Source organism: Prauserella shujinwangii, assembly GCF_003001955.1.
Classification (GTDB): domain Bacteria; phylum Actinomycetota; class Actinomycetes; order Mycobacteriales; family Pseudonocardiaceae; genus Qaidamihabitans; species Qaidamihabitans shujinwangii.
Window position 1 is genome coordinate 339,096 of sequence record NZ_PVNH01000001.1, and the last position, 25,192, is coordinate 364,287.

Annotated in this window: 25 protein-coding genes; 17 read left to right on the plus strand and 8 right to left on the minus strand. The window is 72.7% G+C overall.

Annotation, left to right across the window (positions count from 1 at the left end):
* Positions 1 to 47: 47 nt before the first annotated feature.
* Positions 48 to 1,139 (minus strand): 3-deoxy-7-phosphoheptulonate synthase, encoded by a 1,092-nt coding sequence (locus B0I33_RS01535; RefSeq protein ID WP_106176662.1) that lies wholly within the window; start codon positions 1,137 to 1,139, stop codon positions 48 to 50.
* Between the two features lie 290 nt (positions 1,140 to 1,429).
* Here B0I33_RS01535 and B0I33_RS01540 point away from each other — a divergent pair, with 290 nt between their 5' ends.
* Both B0I33_RS01540 and B0I33_RS01545 read left to right on the plus strand, forming a co-directional pair.
* The gene (locus B0I33_RS01540) at positions 1,430 to 2,455 is read left to right on the plus strand and encodes a 6-phosphofructokinase (protein ID WP_106176663.1); all 1,026 of its coding nucleotides are present in this window, start codon (positions 1,430 to 1,432) and stop codon (positions 2,453 to 2,455) included.
* Positions 2,456 to 2,582: 127 nt separating this feature from the next.
* The gene (locus tag B0I33_RS01545) at positions 2,583 to 4,091 is read left to right on the plus strand and encodes an SLC13 family permease (protein WP_106176664.1); all 1,509 of its coding nucleotides are present in this window, start codon (positions 2,583 to 2,585) and stop codon (positions 4,089 to 4,091) included.
* A gap of 7 nt (positions 4,092 to 4,098) precedes the next feature.
* Here B0I33_RS01545 and B0I33_RS01550 read toward each other — a convergent pair whose 3' ends face one another.
* A complete protein-coding gene (locus tag B0I33_RS01550; protein WP_106176665.1) occupies positions 4,099 to 4,476 on the minus strand; it encodes a DUF4345 family protein in 378 nt (125 codons plus the stop codon).
* A gap of 39 nt (positions 4,477 to 4,515) precedes the next feature.
* On the opposite strand from B0I33_RS01550, the gene B0I33_RS01555 reads away from it, so the two are divergent.
* The 4 genes from B0I33_RS01555 (at position 4,516) to tesB (ending at position 8,464) form a co-directional block, all read left to right on the plus strand.
* Positions 4,516 to 5,316: a helix-turn-helix domain-containing protein gene (locus B0I33_RS01555; protein WP_106176666.1), complete on the plus strand. Its 801-nt coding sequence runs from the start codon at positions 4,516 to 4,518 to the stop codon at positions 5,314 to 5,316.
* 10 nt (positions 5,317 to 5,326) lie between these two features.
* A complete protein-coding gene (locus tag B0I33_RS01560; RefSeq protein WP_106176995.1) occupies positions 5,327 to 5,992 on the plus strand; it encodes a DUF2461 domain-containing protein in 666 nt (221 codons plus the stop codon).
* Positions 5,993 to 6,058: 66 nt separating this feature from the next.
* Positions 6,059 to 7,483 (plus strand): pyruvate kinase, encoded by a 1,425-nt coding sequence (gene pyk, locus B0I33_RS01565; protein WP_106176667.1) that lies wholly within the window; start codon positions 6,059 to 6,061, stop codon positions 7,481 to 7,483.
* A gap of 69 nt (positions 7,484 to 7,552) precedes the next feature.
* Complete coding sequence (gene tesB / locus B0I33_RS01570) at positions 7,553 to 8,464, plus strand: acyl-CoA thioesterase II (RefSeq protein ID WP_106176668.1); 912 nt, start codon at positions 7,553 to 7,555, stop codon at positions 8,462 to 8,464.
* A 38-nt stretch (positions 8,465 to 8,502) separates the two neighbouring features.
* On the opposite strand, the gene B0I33_RS01575 is transcribed toward tesB, so the two are convergent.
* Entirely contained in the window at positions 8,503 to 8,850 is a 348-nt protein-coding gene (locus tag B0I33_RS01575; RefSeq protein WP_106176669.1) for a hypothetical protein, read from the minus strand.
* 190 nt (positions 8,851 to 9,040) lie between these two features.
* On the opposite strand from B0I33_RS01575, the gene B0I33_RS01580 reads away from it, so the two are divergent.
* The 4 genes from B0I33_RS01580 (at position 9,041) to B0I33_RS01595 (ending at position 13,603) form a co-directional block, all read left to right on the plus strand.
* Positions 9,041 to 9,895, plus strand: coding sequence for a helix-turn-helix domain-containing protein (locus tag B0I33_RS01580; RefSeq protein WP_106176670.1), 855 nt, complete (start codon positions 9,041 to 9,043; stop codon positions 9,893 to 9,895).
* Positions 9,896 to 9,947: 52 nt separating this feature from the next.
* Positions 9,948 to 10,157 carry a DUF397 domain-containing protein gene (locus B0I33_RS01585; RefSeq protein WP_106176671.1) on the plus strand — a complete coding sequence of 70 codons (210 nt, stop codon included), beginning with the start codon at positions 9,948 to 9,950 and terminating at the stop codon, positions 10,155 to 10,157.
* A gap of 167 nt (positions 10,158 to 10,324) precedes the next feature.
* On the plus strand, positions 10,325 to 10,537 hold the full coding sequence (locus B0I33_RS01590) for a hypothetical protein (protein WP_106176672.1): 213 nt from the start codon (positions 10,325 to 10,327) through the stop codon (positions 10,535 to 10,537).
* Positions 10,538 to 10,606: 69 nt separating this feature from the next.
* Positions 10,607 to 13,603: a helix-turn-helix transcriptional regulator gene (locus B0I33_RS01595; protein ID WP_106176673.1), complete on the plus strand. Its 2,997-nt coding sequence runs from the start codon at positions 10,607 to 10,609 to the stop codon at positions 13,601 to 13,603.
* Between the two features lie 121 nt (positions 13,604 to 13,724).
* Here the strand turns inward: B0I33_RS01595 and B0I33_RS01600 are convergent, their stop codons facing one another.
* Together B0I33_RS01600 and B0I33_RS01605 are read right to left on the minus strand one after the other, a co-directional pair.
* A complete protein-coding gene (locus B0I33_RS01600) occupies positions 13,725 to 15,326 on the minus strand; it encodes a succinic semialdehyde dehydrogenase (RefSeq protein WP_106176674.1) in 1,602 nt (533 codons plus the stop codon).
* Between the two features lie 80 nt (positions 15,327 to 15,406).
* A complete protein-coding gene (locus B0I33_RS01605; RefSeq protein ID WP_106176675.1) occupies positions 15,407 to 16,018 on the minus strand; it encodes a TetR/AcrR family transcriptional regulator in 612 nt (203 codons plus the stop codon).
* Between the two features lie 102 nt (positions 16,019 to 16,120).
* Here B0I33_RS01605 and B0I33_RS01610 point away from each other — a divergent pair, with 102 nt between their 5' ends.
* The 7 genes from B0I33_RS01610 (at position 16,121) to B0I33_RS01635 (ending at position 21,560) form a co-directional block, all read left to right on the plus strand.
* The gene (locus B0I33_RS01610; protein WP_106176676.1) at positions 16,121 to 17,272 is read left to right on the plus strand and encodes an acyl-CoA dehydrogenase family protein; all 1,152 of its coding nucleotides are present in this window, start codon (positions 16,121 to 16,123) and stop codon (positions 17,270 to 17,272) included.
* A gap of 16 nt (positions 17,273 to 17,288) precedes the next feature.
* The gene (locus B0I33_RS01615; protein WP_106176677.1) at positions 17,289 to 18,431 is read left to right on the plus strand and encodes a CaiB/BaiF CoA transferase family protein; all 1,143 of its coding nucleotides are present in this window, start codon (positions 17,289 to 17,291) and stop codon (positions 18,429 to 18,431) included.
* 293 nt (positions 18,432 to 18,724) lie between these two features.
* The gene (locus B0I33_RS29815; protein WP_181193139.1) at positions 18,725 to 18,892 is read left to right on the plus strand and encodes a hypothetical protein; all 168 of its coding nucleotides are present in this window, start codon (positions 18,725 to 18,727) and stop codon (positions 18,890 to 18,892) included.
* Positions 18,893 to 19,201: 309 nt separating this feature from the next.
* Positions 19,202 to 19,693: a transcriptional regulator gene (locus B0I33_RS01620; protein WP_106176678.1), complete on the plus strand. Its 492-nt coding sequence runs from the start codon at positions 19,202 to 19,204 to the stop codon at positions 19,691 to 19,693.
* A gap of 205 nt (positions 19,694 to 19,898) precedes the next feature.
* Entirely contained in the window at positions 19,899 to 20,759 is an 861-nt protein-coding gene (locus B0I33_RS01625) for a lytic transglycosylase domain-containing protein (protein WP_219927120.1), read from the plus strand.
* Between the two features lie 50 nt (positions 20,760 to 20,809).
* Positions 20,810 to 21,211, plus strand: a complete 402-nt coding sequence (locus B0I33_RS01630; RefSeq protein ID WP_106176680.1) for a hypothetical protein — start codon at positions 20,810 to 20,812, stop codon at positions 21,209 to 21,211.
* A 1-nt stretch (position 21,212) separates the two neighbouring features.
* Entirely contained in the window at positions 21,213 to 21,560 is a 348-nt protein-coding gene (locus B0I33_RS01635) for a DUF3817 domain-containing protein (protein ID WP_106176681.1), read from the plus strand.
* Here B0I33_RS01635 and B0I33_RS01640 read toward each other — a convergent pair.
* Genes B0I33_RS01640 through B0I33_RS01650 form a run of 3 tightly spaced genes read right to left on the minus strand, consistent with a single transcriptional unit; the run spans position 21,538 to position 23,953 of the window.
* Entirely contained in the window at positions 21,538 to 22,401 is an 864-nt protein-coding gene (locus tag B0I33_RS01640) for a spermidine synthase (RefSeq protein WP_106176682.1), read from the minus strand. The two genes, B0I33_RS01635 and B0I33_RS01640, sit on opposite strands and share 23 nt — an antisense overlap.
* A complete protein-coding gene (speD, locus tag B0I33_RS01645) occupies positions 22,402 to 22,791 on the minus strand; it encodes an adenosylmethionine decarboxylase (protein WP_106176683.1) in 390 nt (129 codons plus the stop codon).
* Positions 22,781 to 23,953, minus strand: a complete 1,173-nt coding sequence (locus B0I33_RS01650) for a type III PLP-dependent enzyme (RefSeq protein WP_106176684.1) — start codon at positions 23,951 to 23,953, stop codon at positions 22,781 to 22,783. The genes speD and B0I33_RS01650 overlap by 11 nt, the downstream gene beginning before the upstream one ends.
* Positions 23,954 to 25,192 lie beyond the last annotated feature (1,239 nt).

A 25,192-nucleotide genomic window follows, 5' to 3' on the forward strand; every position in this document is an offset into this window, starting at 1 on the left:
GGTCCCCGCGCCGGACGCGGGGACCGTGCCCTTCACCGCCCGGGGGGTCACCGGGCGCGGACGGCGGCGGCCAGCTCGTCGAGCAGGCCCGCCGTGGTGGTCCAGTCCAGGCACGCGTCGGTGATGCTGCGGCCGTACTCCAGCTCGTCGCGGCGGCCGAGCGTGAGGTCCTGCCGTCCGGCGGCCAGGAAGCTCTCCATCATGACGCCGACGATGCCGCGCTCACCGGCGCCGATCCGCCCGGCGATCTCGCCGACCACCCCGGCCTGCCGCACAGGGTCCTTGCCGCTGTTGCCGTGGCTGGCGTCGACGATCACGCGCTCGGGCAGTCCGGCCCCGCGCAGCCGCGCCAGCGTGTCGGCGACCGTCTCCGGGTCGTGGTTGGGGCCCGCGCTGCCGCCGCGGAGGATGACGTGGCAGTCCGGATTGCCGGAGGTGGTGAGCAGCGCGGCGAGCCCGTCGGCGTTGATGCCCGCGAACACGTGGCTCGCCGCGGCCGCCCGGGTCGCGTCGACGGCCACCTGCACGTCGCCCTCGGTGGAGTTCTTGATCCCGACCGGCATCGACAGGGCGCTGCACAGCTGCCGGTGCACCTGGCTGGCGGCCGTGCGCGCGCCGATCGAGCCCCACGTGACCGTGTCGGCGATGAACTGCGGGGTGATCGGGTCGAGGAACTCGCAGCCGACGGGCAGGCCCAGCGCGGACACGTCGAGCAGCAGCTGCCGCGCCAGCCGCAGCCCCTTGTTGACGGCGAAGCTGCCGTCGAGGTCGGGATCGTTGATCAGGCCCTTCCAGCCCAGCGTCGTGCGCGGCTTCTCGAAGTACACGCGCATGACCACATGCAGCTGTTCGCGCACGCGCTCGGCATGCTCGGCGAGCCTGCGGGCGTAGTCGAGCGCGGCCTCGGGGTCGTGCACGGAGCAGGGGCCGACCACCACGACCAGCCGGTCGTCGCGGCCGTCGAGGATGTCCACGGTGTCGGCCCTGCCGTGCGCGACCGTCTTCGCGACGGCGGCGTCGACGGGGTGTTCCTGGCGCAGCAGGGCGGGGGACAGCAGCGGGCTGATGCTCGTGGTGCGCTGGTTGTCCAGTGCCTGGAGCGGGTCGTGGGTGTCCGCGGCTCCAGCGGTGGGTGACATGGCGGGGCGTTCCTCTCCGCAAGCCGCCCCGGAGCCCGCCGAGCCGGCTTGTCGTCCGGCTCGTGGGTTGGTCGGTCAGCGCGCGGCGTCGCCGACCGGCCCACCCAGGGCCGGTCCGCTAAACCAGAAATAGCGCCGCACGGGCCCGACTGTAACAGACGTCCCGGAGCGCGCGGCGAGTACGGCCGCCGCTGCTCCGGATGCTCCTGCACCGATCAAGTCCGGTGCCGCTAGGCTGGCGGCGAAAGGTGTGACGCAGGACAACCAGGACAACGCGGAGGTCTGATCTGATGCGAGTCGGTGTGCTGACCGGCGGAGGCGACTGCCCCGGCCTGAATGCCGTCATCCGGGCGGTGACCCTCAAGGGCATCCAGGAGCACGGCTGGGAGGTCGTCGGCTTCCGCAACGGATGGCGCGGTCCGCTCACGGGGGACAGCAGGCCGCTGACGGCGGACGACGTCGAGCCCATCCTGACCCGCGGCGGCACGATCCTCGGCTCGTCGCGGACCAACCCGTACCAGGAGGACGGCGGCCCCGGCCGGATCAAGGCGGTACTCGCCGAGCAGGGCGTCGACGCGCTGGTCGCGATCGGTGGCGAGGACACCCTCGGCGTGGCCAACAAGCTCACCGACGAGGGCGTCAACGTCGTCGGCGTGCCCAAGACCATCGACAACGACCTCGGCGCGACCGACTACACGTTCGGCTTCGACACCGCGGTGCACATCGCCACCGAGGCCATCGACCGGCTGCACACCACCGCCGAGTCGCACCACCGCGCCCTCGTCGTGGAGGTGATGGGCCGCCACGCGGGCTGGATCGCCCTGCACTCGGGCCTGGCCGGCGGCGCGAGCGTGATCCTCGTGCCGGAGACGCCGTTCAGCGTCGAGCAGGTGGTGCAGTGGGTCGAGCGCCGGTTCGAGCGCGAGTACGCGCCGATCATCGTGGTGGCCGAGGGCGCGCTGCCCGAGGGCGGTGCCGAGGTGTTGCAGAGCGGGGAGAAGGACGCCTTCGGCCACGTGCGGCTCGGCGGGGTCGGCACCTGGCTCGCCGACGAGATCGCCACCCGCACCGGCAAGGAGTCGCGCGCGGTCGTGCTCGGCCACACCCAGCGCGGCGGCACGCCCACGGCCTACGACCGCGTGCTCGCCACGCGGTTCGGGCTGCACGCGGTGGACGCGGTGGCCGCGGGCGACTTCGGCACGATGGTCGCCCTGCGCGGCACCGACATCGTGCGCGTCAAGCTCGCGGAGGCCACCGCCGAGCTGAAGACCGTGCCGCCGGAGCGCTACGCCGAGGCCCAGGTCTTCTTCGGCTGATCCGGTCGACCGGCAGGCCCCCGGGGTGCGCCCCCGGGGGCCTGTTCCGTCCCGGGTTCGCACGGTGGTGTGAACATTTCTCACCGGCCCGGTACATTGCCGAGCACATCAGCAACGGAGGTGAGGGATGTCACAGCCCGCAGCCGCGGAAGTCACGAGTGAGCGCCTCAGCCGGGGCACCGTCCGGCGCCAGTGGACGGGAATCGTCCTCGGGCCCGTGCTCGCGATCATTGCCTACCTGCTGTTCCCGGAGAGCCTGTCTCCCGGAGGCCGGATCACCGGGGCGGTCGCCGTCCTGATGGCGGTCTGGTGGGTCACCGAGGCGCTGCCGCTCGCCGCCACCGCACTGCTGCCGCTCGTGCTGTTCCCGTTCTTCGGCGTCGCCGAGATCGAGGACGTGGCGAGCCCGTACGCCGACGACATCATCTTCCTGTTCATGGGCGGGTTCCTCATCGCGCTGGCGATGCAGCGGTGGAACCTGCACAAGCGCATCGCCCTGCGCACGGTGCTCGCCGTGGGCACGCGGCCGGTCATGCTGATCGCCGGGTTCATGATCGCCACGGCGTTCATCAGCATGTGGGTGAGCAACACCGCCACCACCGTGATGATGCTGCCGATCGGAGTGTCCGTCCTCGGCCTCGTCTGGCAGCTCGGGGACGGCAAGGGCGACGTCAACTTCGCCACCGCGCTCATGCTCGGCATCGCCTACGCCGCGTCGATCGGCTCCCTCGGCACGATCATCGGCACGCCGCCGAACACCCTGCTGGTCGGCTACCTCGAGGACAACCACGACATCAGCATCGGGTTCGGCCAGTGGATGCTGTTCGGTGTCCCGATCGCGGTCGTGTTCCTCGCGATCTGCTGGTTCGTGCTCACCCGGGTCTTCCCGCCCGCGCTGACGTCGCTGCCCGGCGGGCGGGAGCTGATCCGCGAGCAGCTCACCGGGATGGGACCGATGAGCCGGGGCGAGTGGAACGCGCTCGCCGTGTTCGTGCTGGCCGCCGTCTCCTGGATCGTCATCCCGACGCTCGCGGACGTCGAGTCGATCGCGAACGCCGCGCCGTGGCTGGCGAACGTGTCCGACGCGGGCATCGCGATGGCGGCGGCGGTGCTGCTGTTCGTGCTCCCGGTCGACGGGAAGGCCGGGGTGCGCACGCTGAACTGGGAGACCGCCAAGCAGCTGCCGTGGGGCATCCTGCTGCTCTTCGGTGGCGGCCTCAGCCTGTCCAGCCAGTTCACCGCCACCGGGCTGAGCACCTGGATCGGGGAACGGGTCAGCGCGCTGGACGTGCTGCCGCTGCTGGCGCTCGTCGCGATCACCGTGCTGCTGGTGCTGCTGCTCACCGAGCTGACCAGCAACACCGCCACGGCGGCGGCGTTCCTGCCGATCCTCGGCGGGGTCGCGGTCGGGCTCGGCTACGGGCCGATGGTGCTGGTCGTCCCGGCGGCGATGGCCGCCACCTGCGCGTTCATGCTGCCCGTCGCCACGCCGCCGAACGCGATCGTGTTCGGGTCCGGCTATGTGACCACGGGCCAGATGATCCGCGGCGGCGTGTGGCTCAACGCGATCGGCCTGGTACTGGTCACCCTGACCGCGTACACGCTGGGCGGCTGGGTGCTCGGCATCGCGTTCTGAGCGCCGCTCACCGGGCCAGCGTGAGCAGCAGGACCGCCGCGCCCGCCTCGACGGCGCAGTAGAACCACACGGGGTAGCAGGCGCTCGGCGCGGCCCGGCCCTCGGCCAGGCGGGAGACGACCCGGCCGAGGGCCATCCCGCCGAGCGCCGCCCCGACCGTGAGCACCACCCCGGGACGCACGGACCCGGCACCGAACGCGGTCGCGCCCAGCACGGCCGCCACGGCGACGCCGAAGCCGCCGTAGACGGCGCGGACCTCCGACCGGCCCTCGGGGGTGCCGGCGCCGAGGTGGAACGGCCGGACGAGAGCGGCCGGGGCGATGAGCGCGTACAGTCCCATGCCCAGGAAGAACACGCCGACGGCGAGGATGACGAGGGTGGCCACTGCACGCTCCTTCGGGTTCGTGATGCCGGGGAGGCCAGCATGACCCCGGCGCCGGGCGGCGCGCTTCCGGAAACGTGCCGCGCGGCGCTGTGGCTGTGGGCGGGCGGCGCGCTGTACTCCGGGCCCTCGCTGCGGCTGGACCCGCACTCCGGGTCGGTCGACTGCCTCGCGGTGGGCGTGGACGCCGGGTTCACCGTGCACACCGTGCCCGCGCGGGACCACGACGGGCGCACCGCACGTAGCGCCCTGATCGGCGCCCGGCTGCCGCACCGGCTCGTCGCGGCGGGCGAGCGGATGGTGTTCTGCTACCTGGATCCGGCCTCGGCGCGCGGGCGGGCCTGCCGGTCCCGCATGGGTGAGGGCGGGGACGGGCTGTGGTTCGGTCACGCCGACGAGGCCGCGCTCGCCGGGGCGGCGACGGCCGCCGCGCTCGGCGCGCCCGGTGCGGTGGCCCGCTGGCTGGAGCTCGCCGCACCCGCCGTCCCGGTGCCCGCGCCGGACAACCGGATCGTGGCGGCGGCCGCCCGGCTGCGCGGCGAACGGGGTCCCGCGCTCGCGGCCGCGCAGCTGGCGGCCGAGTCGGGCCTGTCCCTGTCCCGGTTCCTGCGCCTGTTCCGCCGGGAGACCGGCACGAGCTTCCGGCGGTACCGGCTCTGGTCGCGGATGCTGCGCGCGGGTTCGGCCCTCGCCACGGGCGGTGACCTCACCACCGCGGCCGCCGAGGCGGGCTTCGCCAGCCCCTCCCACTTCAGCGACAGCTTCCGCGCGATGTTCGGGCTCGCCCCGAGCGCGCTGCTGGGCACGGGAGTCACCCTCCGGGTGGGCACGCCCCGCGAGTAACGTGACCGGCGTGCCGTTCACGGGTTTCGGCGAGTACGCCGTCGACTTCTTCGACGGCCTCGAGGTGGACAACTCCAAGACGTACTGGCAGGACAACCTGCCGACCTACCGGACCGACGTCCGGGCGCCGATGGAGGCGCTGCTCGCCGAGCTCACCCCCGAGTTCGGGCCGGGTTTCGGCGAGGGGAAGGTGTTCCGGCCGCACCGGGACGTGCGCTTCGCCCGGGACAAGAGCCCGTACAAGACGCACTGCGGGGCGGTCGTCGAGCAAGGCCGCGGCGGCGGTGCCTACTACGTCGAGGTGAGCTCCGCGGGGCTGCGGGTGGGCGGCGGCTGCTTCCACCTGCAGCCGGACCAGCTCGCGCGGTTCCGCCGGGCGGTCGACGCCGACGTCCACGGCGCGGAGCTGGAGCGGATCCTCGCCCGGCTGCGCCGGTCCGGCTGGGAGATCGCGGGGGAGGCGCTGAAGACGCGGCCGCGCGGGTTCCCGCCCGACCACCCGCGCCTCGACCTGCTCCGGCATCGCTCGCTCTACGCGACGAAGGCGTGGGAGCCGGACGACACGCTGCACGAGCGGGCCTGCCTGACCCGCGTGCGGGCGGCGTGGCGGCAGGTGCGGGCGTTCAACGAGTGGGCACGCGATCACGTCGGCACCAGCGAGCGATCCCGCCGGTGACCTTTTCCTTAACGATCTCGGGATCGGTACAGACGTGATGCCTCCGAGGGTTTAAGGTGTGTGAATGTGAGCCGACGAGCGAAGATCGTATGCACCCTGGGTCCGGCGACGGCGACCGCGGAGAAGATCCGCGACCTCGTCGACGCGGGCATGGACGTCGCCCGGATGAACTTCAGCCACGGCAGCCACGGCGACCACAAGCAGGTCTACGACCTCGTGCGGGCCGCGGCCGCCGAGACCGGCAAGGCCGTGGGCATCCTGGCCGACCTGCAGGGTCCGAAGATCCGCCTCGGCACGTTCGCGGGCGGGCCCGTCGAATGGCGGGCCGGCGACCGCGTGCGGATCACGGTGGAGGACGTGCCCGGCACCCACGACCGGGTCTCCACCACGTACAAGGGACTGGCCAGGGACGCCAAGCCCGGCGACCGCCTGCTGGTCGATGACGGCAACGTCGGCCTCGTCGTGGAGGGTGTCGAGGGTCCCGACGTCGTCTGCCAGGTGACCGAGGGCGGTCAGGTCAGCAACAACAAGGGCGTGTCCCTGCCCGGCATGGACGTGTCGGTGCCCGCACTGTCCGAGAAGGACATCGAGGACCTCGAATTCGCCATGGAGCTCGGGGTCGACTTCGTCGCGCTCTCCTTCGTCCGCTCGCCCGCCGACATCGACCTCGTGCACCAGGTGATGGACCGCGTCGGCAAGGGCCGCGCCCCGGTCATCGCCAAGCTGGAGAAGCCGGAGGCGGTGTACAACCTCGAGGCGATCGTGCTCGCCTTCGACGGCATCATGGTCGCGCGCGGCGACCTCGGCGTCGAGCTGCCGCTCGAGCAGGTGCCGCTCGTGCAGAAGCGAGCGATCCAGATCGCGCGCGAGAACGCGAAGCCGGTCATCGTGGCCACGCAGATGCTCGACTCGATGATCAACAACTCGCGGCCGACGCGGGCCGAGGCCTCCGACGTCGCCAACGCCGTGCTCGACGGCGCGGACGCCGTGATGCTGTCCGGGGAAACGAGCGTCGGGCGGTACCCGATCGACACGGTGCGCACGATGAGCCGCATCGTCCAGGCCGTCGAGGCGGACATGCCGACGGTGCCGCCGCTGAGCCACGTCCCGCGCACCAAGCGCGGCGTCATCTCCTACGCGGCCCGCGACATCGGCGAGCGCCTCAACGCGAAGGCCCTCGTGGCGTTCACCCAGTCCGGCGACACCGTGCGCAGGCTCGCGCGCCTGCACACGCGGCTGCCGCTGCTGGCGTTCACGCCGCTGGAGAGCGTCCGCTGCCAGCTCGCCATGACCTGGGGCACCACGGCGCGGATCGTGCCCCAGGTGGACTCGACCGACCGCATGATCCAGCAGGTCGACCACGCGATGCTGGAGACCGGCCGCTACCAGCCCGGTGACCTCGTGGTCATCGTGGCCGGGTCGCCGCCGGGCACGGTCGGCTCCACCAACCTCATCCGGGTGCACCGCCTCGGCGAGGAGGACCACGCCTGAGGGTTGCGTGCCTCACCGATGGCGCGGCCCGGGGCGCGGACGGGTGGCGGACCGTGTTGAATCGCGGGCATGACTGAGCTGGCGAGGGAGGCCGCGTCCGGGCTCGACGAGGACACCGGCGTCGGCGGGCAGCGGGTGCTCGACCGCCTGGTGGCCCTGCTGGACCTGGAGAAGATCGAGGAGAACATCTACCGCGGGGTGAGCCCTCCGCACTCGCCGACCCGGGTGTTCGGCGGCCAGGTGGCGGGTCAGGCGCTCGTCGCGGCCGGGCGCACGGTGCCCGCGGAGCGCAAGGTCCACTCGCTGCACGCGTACTTCATCCGCGGCGGTGACCCGAAGGTGCCGATCGTCTACGAGGTGGACCGCATCCGCGACGGCCGGTCGTTCACCACCCGCCGGGTGGTGGCCGTCCAGCACGGCAAGGCGATCTTCGCGCTGTCGGCCTCGTTCCAGCTGGAGGAGGACGGGGTCGAGCACGCCGAGGAGATGCCGGACGTGCCGCCGCCCGAGTCGCTGCCGACCCTCGCGGAGCGGGCCGAGGGCTACGCCGAGCAGCTCGGCCTGCGCACCATGCCCCGCCCGATCGACGTCCGGTACGTCAACGACCCGCCGTGGGTGACGAGGACGACGGGGGAGCGGCCCGCCCGCAACCAGGTGTGGATGCGTGCCGACGGCGCCCTGCCCGACAGCCAGCTGCTGCACGTCTGCGTGCTCACCTACGCCTCGGACATGACGCTGCTCGACTCGGTGCTGGCCCGGCACGGGGTGTACTGGGACGCCGACCCGGTGCTGGGCGCGAGTCTCGACCACGCGCTGTGGTTCCACCGGCCGTTCCGGGCCGACGAGTGGTTCCTCTACGATTCGGCCTCGCCCTCCGCCTCGGGCGCCCGGGGCCTGGCGACCGGCCGGTTCTTCGCTCGCGACGGGACGCACATCGCGACCGTGGTGCAGGAGGGGCTCATCCGCGTGCTGCGGTCGTGAGCGGGGTGGCCTCCCGGCAAGTGGAACTCGTGTTCCGGTCAGCGTGCGTAGTGCAGTGCGGAACCGGCGCGGCGCCGATGCCGCGCGGCGGCGGGCGCTGGCTCGCCCGCGCCGTCCCCGAGGGCCAGCTGCGCGGCGAGGTAGGCCCGGCACGGCAGCTTCCGGCGCCGCCGGAACGACAGTCCGCGTCGGCGGCCGTGGCAGACGGAGCAGTACCCCCGGGGATCGAGCGGGTGGTCGGCCAGCACCGCGCGCAGGGCCTCCACCAGCAGGGCGACCTCACGGTGCGCGGCGCCGGCCTCGCCGTTCGCGGACGCCGTGAGCTCGGCGAGCCTGCTGTGCACGCTCGCCTGCAGCGGACTGACGATCGGATCGCGCGCGACCACCTGTACTCCCCACTCTCCTGCCAGGATGTCCCGGAAGCGACGTCCGGCGTGAGAATACCCACCGACCCTGCAAATTGCAGTCCACCGATTGGGCAACAACCTGCCGGTCGCGCCGGAAATGCATCACCGGTTTCGCAAACGGCTGGTTAGATGTGCGACCAGAGGGGACTCGTGAGCCGGAGGTGAAGCCATGACACGGGGTCACGGCCCGACCGTGCGGCGGCGCAGGCTGGCCAGCGAGCTGCGCAGACTGCGGGAGGCGGCCGAGCTGACCATCGACGAGGTCGGCGAGAAGCTCGAGTGCTCCGCCTCCAAGATCAGCCGGATCGAGACCGGCCACGTCGGCGTCACCCCGCGCGACGCGCGCGACATGCTCGAGCTCTACGGCATCACGGGGGACGAGCAGGAGGCCCTGGTCCAGCTGGCCCGCGAGGCGCGCAAGCGGGGCTGGTGGCAGGCCTACAACGAGGTGTTCACCGGCGCCTTCGTCGGGCTGGAGGCCGACGCCAGCTCGCTGCGCGCCTTCCAGGCCCTGCTGGTCCCCGGCCTGCTGCAGACGGAGCGCTACGCCAGGGCCGTGATCAGGGCGATGCGCCCCGACGCGCCCGAGGCCGAGGTGGAGCGCAGGGTGGCGGCGCGCATGGCACGGCAACAGCTGCTCGCCGACCCCTCGCCGCCCGAGTACTGGGCGGTCATCGACGAGGCGGTGGTGCACCGCGTCGTCGGCGGAGCCGACGTCATGGCCGAGCAGCTGGCCCGGCTGGTCGAGGTGGGGCAGCTGCCGCACGTGACGATCCAGGTGGTCCCGTTCGGGGCGGGGGCGCACCCCGGGATGGAGGGACCGTTCCTCATCCTCGGGTTCCCGGAACAGATCGACCCCGACGTGGTGTACGTCGACAGCACCACCAGCGGTCTGTACCTCGAGATGGCGGCCGATGTCCGCCGGTACTCGCTGATGTTCGATCATTTGCGGGCCGCCGCGCTCAAGCCGGACGACTCGATCCATCTGATCGCCGAGGCGGGCAGGCGGTATCGGAACAAGTGAGCAGTGCCCCAGGGGCCTGCCCGTACGACAGAGCACAGTGAGGAGTGGGGAAATGGTGGCCGAAGCCGACCTTTCCGGGCTGCAATGGCGCAAGAGCACCTACAGCGGTGGCGGCAACGACTGCGTCGAGGTGGCGTTCACCGTGGACGGTGCCGCCGTGCGCGACTCGAAGAACCCGGCCGCGGGTGCCCTGCGGATCCCGGCGGCGCACTGGGACGCGCTGCTCGCCGCGGCCCGGACGGGAGAACTCGACCCGCACTGAGTGCCGTCCCGAGGCACTCGGCCCCGGCCCCTTACCCCGGTCCCACCCGCTCGACCGTGCGTAAGGGGCCGGTTCGCGTCCGGGCGACGTGATCGCCCGATGCCGCCGCCCGGCCCTCAGCACCACTGTCGAGTCCGTCGCGAACGGACGAGAGAGTGGAAGAGGACATGTCGATGGTCAGGGAATGGGGCCTGGACGGACTGCAGGCCGAGGTCGCCTACCGGGTCGAGGATCTGCGCAGGGCGGGCCGTGGCGGCCGGGCGGCCCGTGCCGCTCGCGCCGCCCGCCCGTGGCGGCGGCGCGGCTCCGGCGTGCGGCGGGTGGAGGTACCGCCGCAGCGCGCCGGCGAGCACGAGCGGGCGCCCGAGCGCGCGGCCTGAGGGCCGGCCGTGTGGCGCGGTTCCCCTTCCGCGAAATCAGTAGCGGAATTGTCGGACGGGTAGGCCACAATGCATCTCGTGGCTCGCCTCGGATCCGGGATCCCGCTCGTCGGTCGTGTCGACGAGCGGTCGAGGCTGCGCGCCGCGCTCGCGGCCGCGGAGGGCGGCACGGCGGGGGCGGTCCTGCTGTCGGGGGACGCGGGCGTCGGCAAGACGCGGTTGCTCACCGACCTCGCCGAACACGCCGCCGAGCGGGGCGCCCTCGTGCTCACCGGCCGCTGCCTCGACATGCGCGATGGCGGGGTGCCCTACCTGCCCTTCGCCGAGGCGCTCGCCCCGCTGACCGCGATGGAGGACGGCCGGGTCGGCGCGGCGCTGCGGTCGCGGCCCGCGCTCGGCAGGCTGCTGCCCCAGCTGCAGGTCGTGCCACCCGCCACCGGCGAGTACGCGCAGGTGCCCACGGCCGACGCGGAGTCGCCGCACCGGGCCAGGTCCGCGCAGGACGTCGGCGAGCTGCAGCTGTTCGACGCGGTGCTGGGGCTGCTCACCGAGCTCGCCGGGCACCGGCCGGTGGCGCTGGTGCTGGAGGACCTGCACTGGGCCGACGGCGCCACCCGCAACCTCGTGTCGTTCCTGCTGTCCCGGCTGCGGGCGCAGCGCCTGCTGGTGATCGTCAGCTACCGCGAGGAGGACGTGTACCGGCGGCACCCGCTGCGGGCGCTGCTGTCCGAGCTGGTGCGGCTGCCCACGGTGGACCGGGTCGACCTGCGGCCGTTCGGCCCGGCCGAGGCACGGAGCTTCGTCGAGGCGCTGGCCGAGGAGCCGTTGCCCGCTGAGGTCGTGGCCGACGTGGTGGAGCGCTCGGAGGGCAACCCGTTCTTCGCGGAGGAGCTGCTGGCCTCCGGCACGTGTACCGACCTGCCCGCCGGGCTGGCCGAGGTGCTGCTGGCCAGGCTCGAACAGCTGGCCCCGGCCACCCGGCGGGTGCTGCGCGCGGTCGCCGTGGCGAGCGACGCGGTGGCCCACGCCGCGCTCGCGGAGGTCTCCGGCCTCGGGGAGCTGGAGCTGGACGAGGCGTTGCGCGAGGCGGTGCAGCACCACGTGCTCGTCATCGAGAACGGCTTCTACACCTTCCGGCACGCGCTGCTGCAGGAGGCCGTGTACGGCGACGTGCTGCCGGGTGAGCGTGGCCGGATGCACGCGGCCTACGCCGCACGTATCCGGTCCAAGCCGCAGGGCCGGGGCCACGACGCCAAGCTGGCCTACCACAGCATGCGCAGCAGGGACTTCCCGACGGCCCTGGCCGCGCTCGTGCCTGCGGCGCACGAGGCCGAAGGACTCGGCGCGCCCGGCGCCGCGCTGCGGCACATCGAGCAGGCGCTGGAGATCTGGGACGCCGTGCCCGCCGGCGAACGGCCCGAGGGTGTGGACGAGCTGAAGCTGCTGCACAAGGCGTCGTTCTTCGCCGGTACCTCCGGGGAGCCGGAGCGCGCGATCGCGTTCGCGCGCTCGGCGGTGGACGCGCTCGGGCCCGACACGGACCGCGAGCGGGCCGCGCAGACGTGGCGCAGGCTCGCCGAGGCACTGATGGCGACCGACAGCACGTTCGACGAGTCGGTCGAGCCGATCTCGCGGGCGTGGGAGCTGGTGGCCGACAGCGAGGCCAGCACCACGCGTGCGTGGGTGCTGGCGACCCGGGCCCAGATCATGCGCGGGATCGAGCGGTTCGACGACGCGGAGTGGAGTGCCCGCACCGCGGTGGCCGACGCCAGGGCCGTCGGGGCGGGCGGGGCGGAGGCCGCCGCGCTCACCATGCTGGGCGCGCTCGCCGACTCGGCGGGAGACCCGCAGCGGGCCAGGACACTGCTGCGGGAGGCCGTGGCCAAGGCGAGGGCGGCCGGGGCGATCACCATCGAGCTGAGGGCGATGTACTTCCTCGCGCTCAGCCACGACGACCTGGCCGAGATCGACGTCGCGATCGATCTCTACCAGCGCGGCATCGACCGGGCGGAGGAGACGGGACTGAGCTGGAGCTCGTTCGGGCTGGGGGTTCGAGCGAGACATCTCTTCCTCCGCTACGTCAGCGGCGACTGGCCGGACGGCACGGACCCGGGCCAGCCGAGATCGCCGGTGTCGAGCACGGTGACGGCCATGCTCGCGGCGTCCTGGGTGTACCTCGTGGTGGCGCGGGGGCGGTTCGCCGAGGCCGAGCGTCTCGTCGCCGACCTCCGCGCCCAGCGGCGCACCGATGTGCTGATCGCGCTTGCCGCGGCGGCCGCGGGCACCGAGCTGGCGTCCTGGCAGGGTGAGCACGCGGAGGCGGTGCACCGGGCCAGGGAGGGCATCGGCTGGCTGGAGAGCTTCTTCCCGTGGGCGCTGGCAGGCCTGCGGGCGGGTGCGCTCGGGCTGGAGGCGTGTGCCGCGTGGGCGGCCGAGGCGCGGCGGCGGGGGGACGCCGGGGCGGAGGCGGAGGCCGCGGCCGAGGCGGAGCGGCTTCTCGCGCACGTCCGTGGCTGTGCGCGGCACGGCCGCCCGCGCGCCGGCACGCTCGGGCGCGAGGGCCAGGCCTGGCTCGCCAGGGCCGAGGCGGCCGCCGCCGGCGTCGCGGGGCAGGGCGACCCGGCGCTGTGGGCGAAGGCCGTGGAGGCGTTCGGCTACGGCGCGGTGTACGACCAGGCGGTGTGCCGGCTGCGGCACGCCGAGGCGCTGCTGGCCGCGGGCGACGCCGGGGCCGCGGGCGACGAGCTGCGGGAGGCGCACCGGGTGGCGCGCGGGCTGGGCGCCCGGCCGCTGCTGGAGGCGGTGCGGGAGCTCGCGCACCGGGCGCGGACCGATCTGCCGGGCGAGCGCCCGCGCCGGGACGTGCTGGACCCGCTCACCGAGCGGGAACGGGCCGTGCTGGAACGGGTCGCGCTCGGCCGCACCAACCGCCAGGTCGGCGAGGAGCTGTTCATCAGCGAGAAGACGGTGAGCGTGCACCTGTCGCGGGTGATGGCGAAGCTGGGCGCGGGCAGGCGTGCCGAGGCCGTCGCCATCGCCTACGACCGGGGCCTGCTGGAACGCTGACCGCCGCGTCCGCGCCGCGAGCACGCTCGCCCGATCCGCGAGTCCCCCGCTCAGACTCGCGAGTTCCGCGCTCGGTGCCGCACGTTCGCCGCTCCCGGAGTGAGATTCCCGCAGGTGGGGGCTAGCGGCCGGGGACGCGGCGCAGGGCCTTGAGGCTCGCGGTCATGCCCTTCACCCACAGCGCGGGCGGCAGGCCGCGCACCGGGCGCAGCCGCAGCCCGCGCTGCACGGCGATCGCCTGCGCCTCGGTGTACTTGAGCAGGCCCTCGGCGGCGTTGCGGCGGCCGACGCCGGACTCCTTCATCCCGCCCATCGGGACGCCGACGGTGCCGAACGTGGCGGCGTAGCCCTCGTTGACGTTGACCGTGCCCGCCTTCAGCCGGGTGGCCACCTCCCAGCCGCCCCGTTCGTCGCCCGACCACACGCTCGCGTTGAGGCCGTACGGCGTGTCGTTGGCGCGCTCGACCGCGTCGTCGACGTCGGTGTAGCCGTAGATCGACACCACCGGGCCGAAGGTCTCGTCGGCGTACAGCTTCGCCCGCTCGGTGACGCCGGTGAGGATCGTCGGCTCGTAGAACAGCGGGCCCAGGTCGGGCCGGGCGCGCCCGCCGGTGAGCACCGTCGCGCCGCCGGCCCTGGCGTCGTCCACGTGCGCGGAGACGGCGGCCAGCTGCTCGGCCGTCGTGAGCGACCCCATGCCCGCGCTGTAGTCCAGCGCGCCGCCGAGCCGCAGCGCCTCCGTGCGGCGCACGAACTCCCGCGTGAACCGCTCGCGGATGTCCTCGTGCACGTAGATCCGCTCGACGGAGACACACAGCTGGCCGGCCGAGGAGAAGCACGCGGTGACCGCGCCCGCCGCCGCCCTGGCGACGTCGGCGTCGGGCAGCACGATCATGGGGTTCTTGCCGCCGAGCTCGAGGGAGAAGCCGGTGAGGCGCCGCGCGATCCGGGCGGCGAGGTCCTTGCCGGTCGGGGTCGAACCGGTGAAACAGACGTAGTCGGACTCCTCGACGAGGGCGTCGCCGATGCGGGAGCCGCGGCCCAGCACGATCTGCCAGGTGTCCGTGGGGAGGCCGGCCCGCTCGGCCAGCTCGTGCAGCCACAGCGCCGACAGCGCGGTCTGGTTGTCCGGCTTCTGCACCACCGCGTTGCCCGCCAGCAGCGCGGGCAGCACGTCCATCGCGGTCAGCGCGAGCGGGTAGTTCCACGGCGAGACGATCCCGACCACGCCCTTGGGGTGGCGGACCTCGCCCGCCTTCGTGAGCAGGGGGAACACGCCCGGGGCGCGGCGGGGCGCCAGCAGCTTGCGGCCGCGCTTGCCGTAGTAGGCCGACACCAGTGCGGTGGCGGCGACCTCGTCGAAGGCGTCCAGCCGGGCCTTGCCCGCCTCGATCTGCACGAGGTCGAGTGCCTCCTCCTGCTGTTCGAGGAGGAGGTCGTGCAGGGCGAGCAGCACGCGGGCGCGCTCGGCCACCGGCCGCGCGGCCCAGGCGCGCTGCGCGCGCCGTGCGGCGCGGAACGCCGCGCGGGCGTCGGCGTCGGTGGCCTGCGGCAGCGTGGCGATCGGCTGACCGGTGAACGGCGCGGTCATCTCCACGGGCGCGGAGTCCTTGCCGCCGGTCACGCGCTCCAGCAGAGTGGCCGCCCGCGAGGCCGGGGGAGCGCCCGCGACTCCGCCGAGGGTGGCCGGCCGGCCGGGCTTCGCCGGGATCGTGCTCGTCATGCCGCCTCCGAAAGCACCTCGAGGACAACGTTGTTACCGACGAGTAGAGCATACCGGGGGTATGCCGGGCCAGTCTCCGGTCACGCCGGGGCGGCGTAGAGGGACACCGCGATCCGCTTCCACTCCTCCAGCAACTGCTTGCGCCGCTGGGGGTCGCCGCCCAGCTCGGCGTCGAGAGCCAGCCCGCGCGTCAGGTTCACCGTCAGCCAGTACAGCATCTCCAGCTTGGCCCGGGGAAGCTCGCCCGCGATCCCGGCGATGTGCTCGAGGGTGGAGCGGCCGAGCGCGCGGTCGACCGGCCGGATGGCCGCGCGCAGCCGCGGATCGGTGCGCGCGGCGATCCACAGTTCGGTGACCGCGGTGGAGAGCGTGCCCGAGTAGGCGTCCCACAGCACGTCGATCGCCGCGGCGACCCGCTCCGGTCCCTCCGGCAGCCGGGCGACCTCGGGGGCGCGCTGCGCCTTGAGCCTGGTGGCGAGGTGTTCCACCGCGGCGGCCATCAGCTCGGCCTTGCCGGTGAAGTGGTGCTGCAGGGCACCCTTCGACACGCCCGCGCGGGCGCAGATCTCCTGCACCGAGGCGCGCGCGTAGCCGATCTCGACGAGGCAGTCGATCGTCGCGTCGAGCAGCGCCGCCCTGGTCTGCGCCCGCCGCTCCGCCTGGGTGCGGTGTCCTCGGTTGCCGGTCGTCACGCGCCTGCCTTTACCCGCCTCGGGAGCCCATGTACATTCCAGTCAGAACTTACATTCCAAGCGTCATGTTTTCCAGTCGCGCCGGACAGGGAGGAAGCGGTCGTGCCGCTGCAGACCCAGAGAAGCTCCTGGATGACCGAGGACCTGGACGACTTCCGGGACCTCGCCAGGACCTTCTGCCAGAAGGAGCTCACGCCGCACCAGGAGCGGTGGATCGAGGCCAAGCAGGTCGACCGCGAGTTGTGGACCAAGGCGGGCGAGGTCGGGTTGCTCGCACTGTCCGTCCCGGAGGAGTACGGCGGGGGCGGCGGGACGTTCGCGCACGAGACCGTGCTGTACGAGGAGCAGGCCCGCTCCGGCGACGGAGCCTGGGGCGTCTCCGTCCACAACGGCATCGTGGCCCACTACCTGCTGGCCTACGCGTCCGAGGGGAAGAAGCGGGAGTGGCTGCCGAAACTCGCCAGCGGCGAGTACGTCGGCGCCATCGCCATGACCGAGCCCGGCACGGGTTCCGACCTGCAGGGCATCAAGACCCGGGCGGTGCGCGACGGTGACTCCTATGTGATCAACGGAGCGAAGACGTTCATCACCAACGGCGCGCACGCCGACCTCGTCGTGGTCGCGTGCAAGACCGATCCGGACGCCGGGGCGCAGGGCATCTCGCTGATCGTCGTCGAGACCGACGCGCCCGGCTTCCGCCGGGGACGGGTGCTCGACAAGGTCGGCCTCAAAGGACAGGACACCGCCGAGCTGTTCTTCGACGACGTGCGCGTGCCCGCGGAGAACCTGCTCGGCGAGGCGGAGGGGCAGGGCTTCGTCCAGCTCATGCAGCAGCTGCCGCAGGAACGGCTGCTGATCGCCGTCACGGCGGTGGCCGGGATGGAGGCGGCGATCGACCAGACGATCACCTACACCAAGGACCGGACGGCGTTCGGCAGGCCCGTCTTCAGCTTCCAGAACACGAAGTTCACCCTCGCCGAGGCCGCCACGGAGGCCGCCGTCGCCCGCGCGTTCCTCGACCAGTGCATCGAGCGGCACCTGCGGGGCGAGCTGGACGTGCAGGGCGCCGCGATGGTGAAGCTGTGGACCACCGAGCGGGTCAACCGGGTGATCGACGACTGCGTGCAGCTGTTCGGCGGCTACGGCTACATGATGGAGTACCCCGTGGCGCGCGCCTGGGCGGATGTCCGGATCTCGCGCATCTTCGGCGGCACCAACGAGATCATGAAGGAAATCATCTCCCGGACGCTGTAGAGAAAGGGTGCGACCGATGAAGGCTGGACCGCTGAGCGGGCTCAAGGTGGTGGAGCTCGCCGGGCTGGCGCCCGCGCCGTTCGCGTGCACGATCCTCGCGGACCTCGGCGCGGACGTCGTCCGGGTCGACCGCGCGACGCCGGGAGAGGACGTGCTCGGCTTCCCGTACGACCCGCTGATGCGCGGGCGCCGCACGATCGGCGTGAACACCAAGACGTCCGAGGGCGTCGAGGTCGTGCTGAAGCTGGCGGAGAAGGCCGACGTGCTCGTGGAGGGTTTCCGTCCCGGCGTCGCCGAGCGCATGGGCCTCGGCCCGGAGCAGGTGCACGAACGCAACCCGAGGCTGGTCTACGGCCGGATCACCGGCTGGGGTCAGGACGGGCCGCTGGCACCGAGGGCGGGCCACGACATCAACTACATCGGCCTCGCGGGCGCGCTGGAGCCGGTCGGCAGGGCGGGGGAGCGGCCGGTGCCGCCGCTCAACCTCGTCGCCGACTTCGGCGGCGGCGGGCTGTTCCTCGCGATGGGTGTGCTCGCCGCGCTCTACGAGCGCACGTCCTCGGGCCGGGGACAGGTCGTGGACGCGTCCATGGTGGACGGCGCCGCGCTGCTCACCACCCACCTGCACGGGCTGAAGGCGGCCGGGGTGTGGGGCGGCGAGCGGGGCGAGAACATGCTCGACGGCGGTGCCCCCTTCTACGACACCTACGAGACCGCCGACGGCAAGTACGTCGCCGTCGGCGCGATCGAGATGCGGTTCTGGGCCGCCCTGGTGCAGGTGCTCGGGCTGGACGGCGAGGAGCTGCCGTCGCATCTCGACAAGAACGAGTGGCCACGGCTGCGCAAGATCCTCGCCGAGGCCATCGGCAAGCACACCCGCGACGAGCTCGTCGCCAGGGCGGAGGGCACGGACGCCTGCCTGACCCCCGTGCTGTCGCCGTGGGAGGCCGCCGAGCACCCGCACAACGCCGCGCGCGGCACCTTCGTCGACGTCGGTGGCGTGGTGCAGCCCGCGCCCGGTCCGAAGTTCGACCGCACGCCACCGGACGTGCCCGAGCCGCCGCACGACAAGGGCGCCGACACCCTGGAGGTGCTGGCCGAGCTCGGGCTGGATGACGGGGAGATCGAGCGGCTCCGCGCGGCAGGCGCGGTCGTCTGACCGCGCGAGTCCCCCGCCCAGCACCGCGAGTGCCGCGTTCCGGACCGCGCGTGCCGCGCTCGGGGCCACCGGCGGCCCCGAGCGCGGCGGGCTCCGGGCGTGTCCGCCTGCGCCGGCGCCTGGTGTTCTCCTACACTGGGCCCGATTCGCCAATACGATGAGTCACGAAGGTCCCCCGCCTGCGTGATTACCCGTCGGAAGGCTCCCGGGTGGGGCATGATGGCGGTAGCGGTTGAGGGAGGAACGCGGTGCCGGGTTACCGGCCGGCCCGCTGACAGGAATCGGGTGGTGCCATGTCGCCGGGAATCAAGAAGGTCCTCATCTTCGGCGTCGTCGCCCTCGTTCTGTTCTTCTTGATCAGCCGTCCCACGGAATCCGCCGAAGCCGTCCAGACGGCGCTCGGCTGGCTCCGCGACGGCGCGGAGGCCATCGTCACGTTCGTGCAGAGCTTGTTCTCCTGAGCCCACAGCGCACTCGCCGGCACCGGGACCCGGTGCCGGCCTTCTTGCTGCGCATCCCGCACTCAGCTACGCAGTGTCACATTTCTCGGGATGTGGCCTGGATTACTGCACCATCCGGGTGGATTGCGGGGCTGAACACGCTGGTCACCGAATTCGTCCTCCGGAAGGTCTGGCGAACGGCTGGCCCCCTCTCCTACGGTGCTCACATTGCGTGATCGACCGGTCATCGGAGGGCTCACGCTCGATATCTCGAACAACGTTGCTCGACCAGTCCTGACACACACCAGTGCGTTGCTGAAGGAGGCAGGGATGACGGGAGATCCCGGAGTTGACGCGTTGATCCGGCAGTGGGCGGCCGAGCGCGAGCAGAGCGCGGAGGACAGGGAGATCGACCGGATCGCGTCGGAGTGGCTCGCGGACGCCCCGCGGCCCGCTCCCGGGATTCCCGGGCAGCGCAGGCGCGCGGGTGCGACGGGCTGGGCGCCCGTCGACGCGGCCGACCCGGGCTACCTCGCGGCGATGCGGGAACGCCTGCCCGACGCCCCCGAGGAGCTGCTGACCGCCGCCGCGGGCTGGTGGCAGATGATCGGCGACGTGAGCGAGGCCGAGCGCTGGTGGGACGCCGGCATCAGCCCGCTCGACCAGCGCGCGCTCGACTACCGCGCCGCCGGGCTCGCCCCGGAGGACCTCGCCAAGCGGCTCGGCCCGCTGACGGTGCTCGAGCACCTGCGCCGGGGCAGCGCCCCCGCCTGGTGCGTGGCGCGGCTGTCCCGGCAGCAGCGCCGCGAGGCCGCGGGCTGACCCTCGGCGGCCGCGCCCCGTGACGCGCCCGCCCGGGAGCACGGGGCGCGCGGCCGCGTAACGCTAGCCTGGCCCCGGTCGTTGTCCATCCAACAGGCCGGCCGGAGGCCGGTGGAACGTCCAGGGGAGGCTCGGGTACGTGCACGGCGCTGAGGTGGACGACGCTGCCGACGGTGCCCACGGTGCCCACGGCAGTGACACCGCGGTGCACGCCGTGGACGCGCCCAGGCAACCCGGCCGGCCCGCGCTGGCGGTGCTCGGCAGGCTGCTGATCGTCGTCGCGGTGCTCGGCTCCGCCGCGGGCGGGGTCTGGCTCGTCGCCAGGGCCGCCGCGCCGGAGGCGAGCCCCACCACCACCGACATCCCCGCCCTGCAGGTCGAGGCGGCCGACGTCGAACCGGGCTCGGCGGCCCCGGTGGCCAACACCGTCGCCGGCGCGCAGGGCCCCGGCGGCAGGGCCCCGCAACCCCAGCCGCAACGGCAGCGGCCGACGGGGCTCGCCGACTGGGCGCAGCGCACCTCGGCCGTGATCGGTGTTCCGGCCAGGGCGCTCGTGGCGTACGGCAACGCCGAGCTGGTGCTGCGGGACGTGCAGCCCGGCTGCCGCGTCTCGTGGGCCACGCTCGCGGGGATCGGCCGCATCGAGTCCGACCACGGCCGCTACGGCGGCGCGGTCCTCGGCGAGGACGGCACGCCGTCGAAGCCCATCATCGGGGTGCCGCTCAACGGCTCGTCCGGCGTGCGGTCGATCAGCGACACCGACGGCGGGCGGCTCGACGGCGACGCGGTGCACGACCGCGCCGTCGGGCCGATGCAGTTCATCCCCGGCACCTGGGCCCGCTGGGGTTCCGACGCCACCGGGGACGGTCTCGCCGACCCGCAGCAGATCGACGACGCCGCCCTGTCGGCGGCCCGGTACCTGTGCGCGGGCGGGCGGGACATGGCCAGTGCCGACGGCTGGTGGGCGGGCATCCTGTCCTACAACAACTCGGTGGAGTACGCGCAGAAGGTGTTCGGCCTCGCCGACGGCTATGCGCGGCAGGCCAGGGCCGTCACCTCGGGTTGAGGCGGCCACCTGCGGGACCGCATCGCGCCGCGGGTGCTAGCGTCGAAGGCGTGTCCGCACGCTCCACGACCGCTCGGCGACTCGCGATCGTCGCGGTGTGCCTGCTGAGCCTGGTCGCCGCCTGCGCGCTGGCGTGGTGGCAGTGGGAGCGGTACGCCTCGGCGGGCGGGACCTTCCAGAACCTCGGCTACGTGCTGCAGTGGCCGCTGTTCGGGCTGTTCCCGGCGTTCGTGTTCTGGCGGATCCGCAAGCTGCGGCGGCGGGAACGCGAGCACGAGGGCGAGAGCACCGAGGGCCGTGCCCGCGCCGCGCCCGCGGCCGTGCCCGCGCCGCGTCCCTCCGCGCGGCACGGGGGACCGCCTCCCGACGGGGAGGACGAGGAGGACCGGCAGCTGGCCGAGTACAACAGGTACCTGGCGGAACTGAACGCCCGCGATCAAGAGGTGAAATGACATGGTGACGACGGAACGTGACGGCACGGTGGCGCCTGCCCCGGCGGTGGGCGGGGCGCTGGCGCGGTTCCGGGTCGCCGCCTTCGTCACCGGTCTCGGCCTGCTGGGCCTCGTCGCGGTGATGGTGCTGCGGTACGGGTTCGGTGACCCGGAACCGTCCGCCGTCTACTCGCCGATCCACGGGGTGATCTACATGATCTACCTCGTGGTCGCCGTCGACCTGGCGCTGAAGGCGCGGTTCTCGGTGAAGGGCACGGTGGCCGTGCTGGCCGCGGGCTGCGTGCCCTTCCTGTCGTTCTACGCCGAGCGCAAGGTGACGCAGCGGGTCAGGGCCGGCCGTCGGCTCTGACCCGGACCGAGTACGGCGGCACCGTACTCGCCCGCAGGGTGTCGGCGTCGATCGAGGCCGGGCGGTAGCCGGCCCGCCCGAGCCGCTCGACCATGCGGCCGACGGGATCCTCCACCTGGTCGGGCCGTCCGGTGAGGAACGCCCACTCGTGCTCGTCCGAGCCGAAGTACACGACCGTGCCGAACAGGTCGGTGAAGCGGTCCCACGCGCCGATCAAGGTGTCGTTGCGCCACAGCGTCGGGCAGCCCGCCTGGCACACCACGACCCCGCCGGGCGCGAGCAGCCCGGCGCAGCGGCGCAGGAACTCCTTGCCGTACAGGCGGTTGTGCTGTGCCGCCGGGTCGGAGTTCTCGTCCGGCAGGTCGATCACCACGACGTCGTAGCCGGGTGTGGCTTCGGCGAGGAACTCCCAGCCGTCGCGGTAGTGCACGCGGATGCGGCCCTCGCCACGCTCCGCCTCGGCCAGCTCGGCGGGGGAGTAGCCGTAGGGGAGGTGTTCCGCGCAGGCCCGGACGGTGACGTCGTCGATGTCGACGTGGTCGACGAGCTCGGCGCCCTCGGCGACCGCGAGCTGGCTCACCACCCCCTCACTGGAGCCGATCACGAGCACGCGGCGCACCTGGTCGGCCAGCAGCATCGCGGGGACGAGCAGCGCCTCGTGATACACGAGCTGGCTCGCCTCGGTGCTCTGCCGTTCGTCGTCACAGAACAGGGACACGCCCTGCGTGGTGCGGCCGACCACGACGTGCTGGTACCCGGTGTGCGTGTCGAGGACGACGTCGGAGACGTCCCACACCCGGGTCAGGCCCGGGCCGAGCGGTTCGACGATCTGGGTGGACATTCACTTCCCCACGGTGGCGGGCTGGCGGCCGCGCTGGATGGTGGACACGGCCATCGAGTCGGTGCCGAGTGCGTTGGCGAGCAGGCGCACGGCTTGCTGGGGATCGGCACGCTCACCACAGGTGAAGACGTCGACGAACACCGAGCCGAACTCGGGGTAGGTGTGCATCGACGCGTGCGACTCCGCGAGCATCGCCAGAACCGTGACCCCCTGCGGTTCGAATTGGTGGGCGATCACCTCGCACACCGTGGCCCCGGCCTCGGTCAACGTGTCCGCAAGCGTTCGTCGCAGGAACTCACTGTCGTCCAGCAGCTCCGGTTTGATCCCGTCGAACTCCGCGAGAACATGCTTGCCGGAAAACACGCCGACCGGGGTGAACTCACTCGGCACTGATCAGCCTCCCTCCAGAAATGCAGTACGTGCGCAACGGTTCGATCCCGTTGAACGCTACCGATGAATAGCTCGCCGTGTAGGCGCCCGCCGCGAGAATGTCGAGTCGGTCACCCGAACGCAAGGACAGCGGCAGCCGGTACGGTGTTCGCTGGTAGAGCACGTCGTCACCATCGCATGTCGGTCCGGCGATGATCACGGGACCGTCGTCGGGTGTGTGCTCGCCGACAGGTTCGAAACGGTAGGCGATCGCCTCGTTCTCGGTCTCGGCCAGTCCGTTGTACCTTCCGATGTCGAGGTACACCCAGCGATGCGGGTCCATGGCGGACTTCCGGGTCACGAGCACGGCCTCGCACCGGATCAACCCGGCCTCGGCGACCACGGCGCGGCCGGGTTCGAGCACGAGTGCGGGTGCCTCGCCGGGGAAGTGCGCGTGCAGCGCGGACCGCAGCGCCGCGGCGTAGGCGGTGACGGGCGGGGCCTGGTCGGTGTAGCTCACGCCGAGCCCGCCGCCGACGTTGAGCCTGCGGGGGCGCGCTCCGCGGGCGGCCGCGTCGGTGGCGACCTTGGCGGCCAGGGCGATCGCGCCGTCCCAGGCGGCGGGGTCGAGTTGCTGCGAGCCGACGTGGAAGCTGATGCCCGCGGGGTCGAGCCCGAGTTCGGCCGCGCGCACGAGCAGCGCGGCGGCCTCGTCGGGCGCGCAGCCGAACTTGCGGCCGAACGGGGTCACCGACGCCGGCGGGTCGACGAGCAGCCGCACCGAGACCTCCGCGCCTGGCGCATGCCGCGCGATGTTCTCCAGATCGTCGGTCGCCTCGCAGGCGAACTCGCGGACGCCCGCGGCGTGCGCCATGGCGATCGCCGACGGCTTCTTGACGGTGTTGCCGTAGGACAGCGTGTCCGCACGCGCGCCTGCGGCGAGGCAGAGGTCGATCTCGGCGGGGCTGGCCACGTCGAAGCTCGCGCCCTCCGCGCGCAGTGCGCGCAGGACGGCGGGTTCGGGGTTGGCCTTGACGGCGTACTGGATGCGGGTCGCGGGGCCGAACGCGGCGGCGAGTGCCCGGTAGCGGTCGGCGGCGGTGTCGACGTCCACCACGAGGCACGGGGTGGGGGGTTGCTGGTCGTCCAGGAAGCGGCGGATCCGGTCGAACGGGGTGCTCACTCTCGCAGTCTCTCGCCTCTCTCGATCGTCTCGGTGCTCTCGCTGGTGTCGGTGCTGTCGGCGGTCGGATGGTGCTCCCGGTCATCCGGGCGGGCGCGCGTACCGGCCCGGTCCCCAGTGTGCCGGACCGTGTCGGCGAAGGTGCGGGAACGAGCACGGTACCGGTCCCGCTCGCGCGGTGCGCGTGGGGGGAACCCTCCGCCGGACCGCCCGGCTCACTGGACAATCGAGCGGCGGCGACGGTGGCCCGGGGATGCCGCGTGCGCGGTGCGGTGGGGGTGCGGGGAGCCGGGTGCGAAACGCGATTCGTGATTCGGAGCTCTCGTGATCCGGGGAAATGGCCGCGCGGGTGCCGCGGGCCCCGGAAAACGGCACGGAGAATGACGCCGGAATTGCGGGAACGGCCACGGGCGCCCGCCCGGGGACGTCCGGGCGGGCCATTCCGCACCGGGGTGCCCGGAACAGCGCGGACGGTCCGTGGCACGCTCGCGGAATTCGCGCCCGGCGCGCGGGGCCGGGCGGGCGTCCGCGGCACGTCCGGGTGGTCAGGAGCGGCGGAAAGGCGCGCCCGACCGTTCTTTTCACACGGGTTGGGTAATGTGATGGCGCACAGTCGCCGGAATACGAAAAGAGGCGGCGAAAGAGTGAGGAGCGGAGGGGTGCGCGGGCCGGTTGGTGTTGCTCTGGGTAGGCGTCACTGGCGGTATCACATGACTGCGGAGTGTCACCCCCTGGTGGCGTAGCGCATCACCCGTCCGTGAGGATCACCTGGCCAGCGTCACAATCTGGTGAGAAGGCGTCGGGTGGTCGCGTGCTCGACGGGCGCAGCGAAAGCCACATGATCGTGCAGTCTTTGCGTCGTCAAGTCGACTGAGGGGACAAGTTCGTTAGTCCGTTAGAGTGTCCCCCAGGCTTCCGGTTACGCTGTGTGGGTGAGGCTTGATGCCCCGTGCTTGATGAATGCCGTGACTGAATTGCGGGCCCCGGTTCCGGTGCCGGGGAATGCGTTGGCCCGTGAGCTGTGTGAATCGACGTTATCGCTGGTCACGCCGTGCTTCTCGAGAACATTTGGAGAGCACCCGATTGGTGTACGCTTTCCTCGCCACCCGACCGAGGATCAATTGGGCGCCCACTCGTCGGCGTCCTGCAGATCGCAGGATGCCGCGTGCAGCGCCCTCCGGGGGTTGACGGCGGTCGGTCACCGGTAGGTGGAACGAGACGACACGGGACGACACGCGG

Excerpts from the sequence above, each read along its gene's own strand:
- B0I33_RS01535 (WP_106176662.1), bottom strand. The coding sequence starts at position 1,139 with ATGTCACCCACCGCTGGAGCCGCGGACACCCACGACCCGCTCCAGGCA.
- B0I33_RS01540 (WP_106176663.1), top strand. The coding sequence starts at position 1,430 with ATGCGAGTCGGTGTGCTGACCGGCGGAGGCGACTGCCCCGGCCTGAAT.
- B0I33_RS01545 (WP_106176664.1), top strand. The coding sequence starts at position 2,583 with ATGTCACAGCCCGCAGCCGCGGAAGTCACGAGTGAGCGCCTCAGCCGG.
- B0I33_RS01555 (WP_106176666.1), top strand. The coding sequence starts at position 4,516 with ATGACCCCGGCGCCGGGCGGCGCGCTTCCGGAAACGTGCCGCGCGGCG.
- tesB (WP_106176668.1), top strand. The coding sequence starts at position 7,553 with ATGACTGAGCTGGCGAGGGAGGCCGCGTCCGGGCTCGACGAGGACACC.
- B0I33_RS01580 (WP_106176670.1), top strand. The coding sequence starts at position 9,041 with ATGACACGGGGTCACGGCCCGACCGTGCGGCGGCGCAGGCTGGCCAGC.
- B0I33_RS01585 (WP_106176671.1), top strand. The coding sequence starts at position 9,948 with ATGGTGGCCGAAGCCGACCTTTCCGGGCTGCAATGGCGCAAGAGCACC.
- B0I33_RS01590 (WP_106176672.1), top strand. The coding sequence starts at position 10,325 with ATGTCGATGGTCAGGGAATGGGGCCTGGACGGACTGCAGGCCGAGGTC.
- B0I33_RS01595 (WP_106176673.1), top strand. The coding sequence starts at position 10,607 with ATGCATCTCGTGGCTCGCCTCGGATCCGGGATCCCGCTCGTCGGTCGT.
- B0I33_RS01600 (WP_106176674.1), bottom strand. The coding sequence starts at position 15,326 with ATGACGAGCACGATCCCGGCGAAGCCCGGCCGGCCGGCCACCCTCGGC.
- B0I33_RS01615 (WP_106176677.1), top strand. The coding sequence starts at position 17,289 with ATGAAGGCTGGACCGCTGAGCGGGCTCAAGGTGGTGGAGCTCGCCGGG.
- B0I33_RS29815 (WP_181193139.1), top strand. The coding sequence starts at position 18,725 with ATGTCGCCGGGAATCAAGAAGGTCCTCATCTTCGGCGTCGTCGCCCTC.
- B0I33_RS01620 (WP_106176678.1), top strand. The coding sequence starts at position 19,202 with ATGACGGGAGATCCCGGAGTTGACGCGTTGATCCGGCAGTGGGCGGCC.
- B0I33_RS01635 (WP_106176681.1), top strand. The coding sequence starts at position 21,213 with ATGGTGACGACGGAACGTGACGGCACGGTGGCGCCTGCCCCGGCGGTG.
- B0I33_RS01640 (WP_106176682.1), bottom strand. The coding sequence starts at position 22,401 with ATGTCCACCCAGATCGTCGAACCGCTCGGCCCGGGCCTGACCCGGGTG.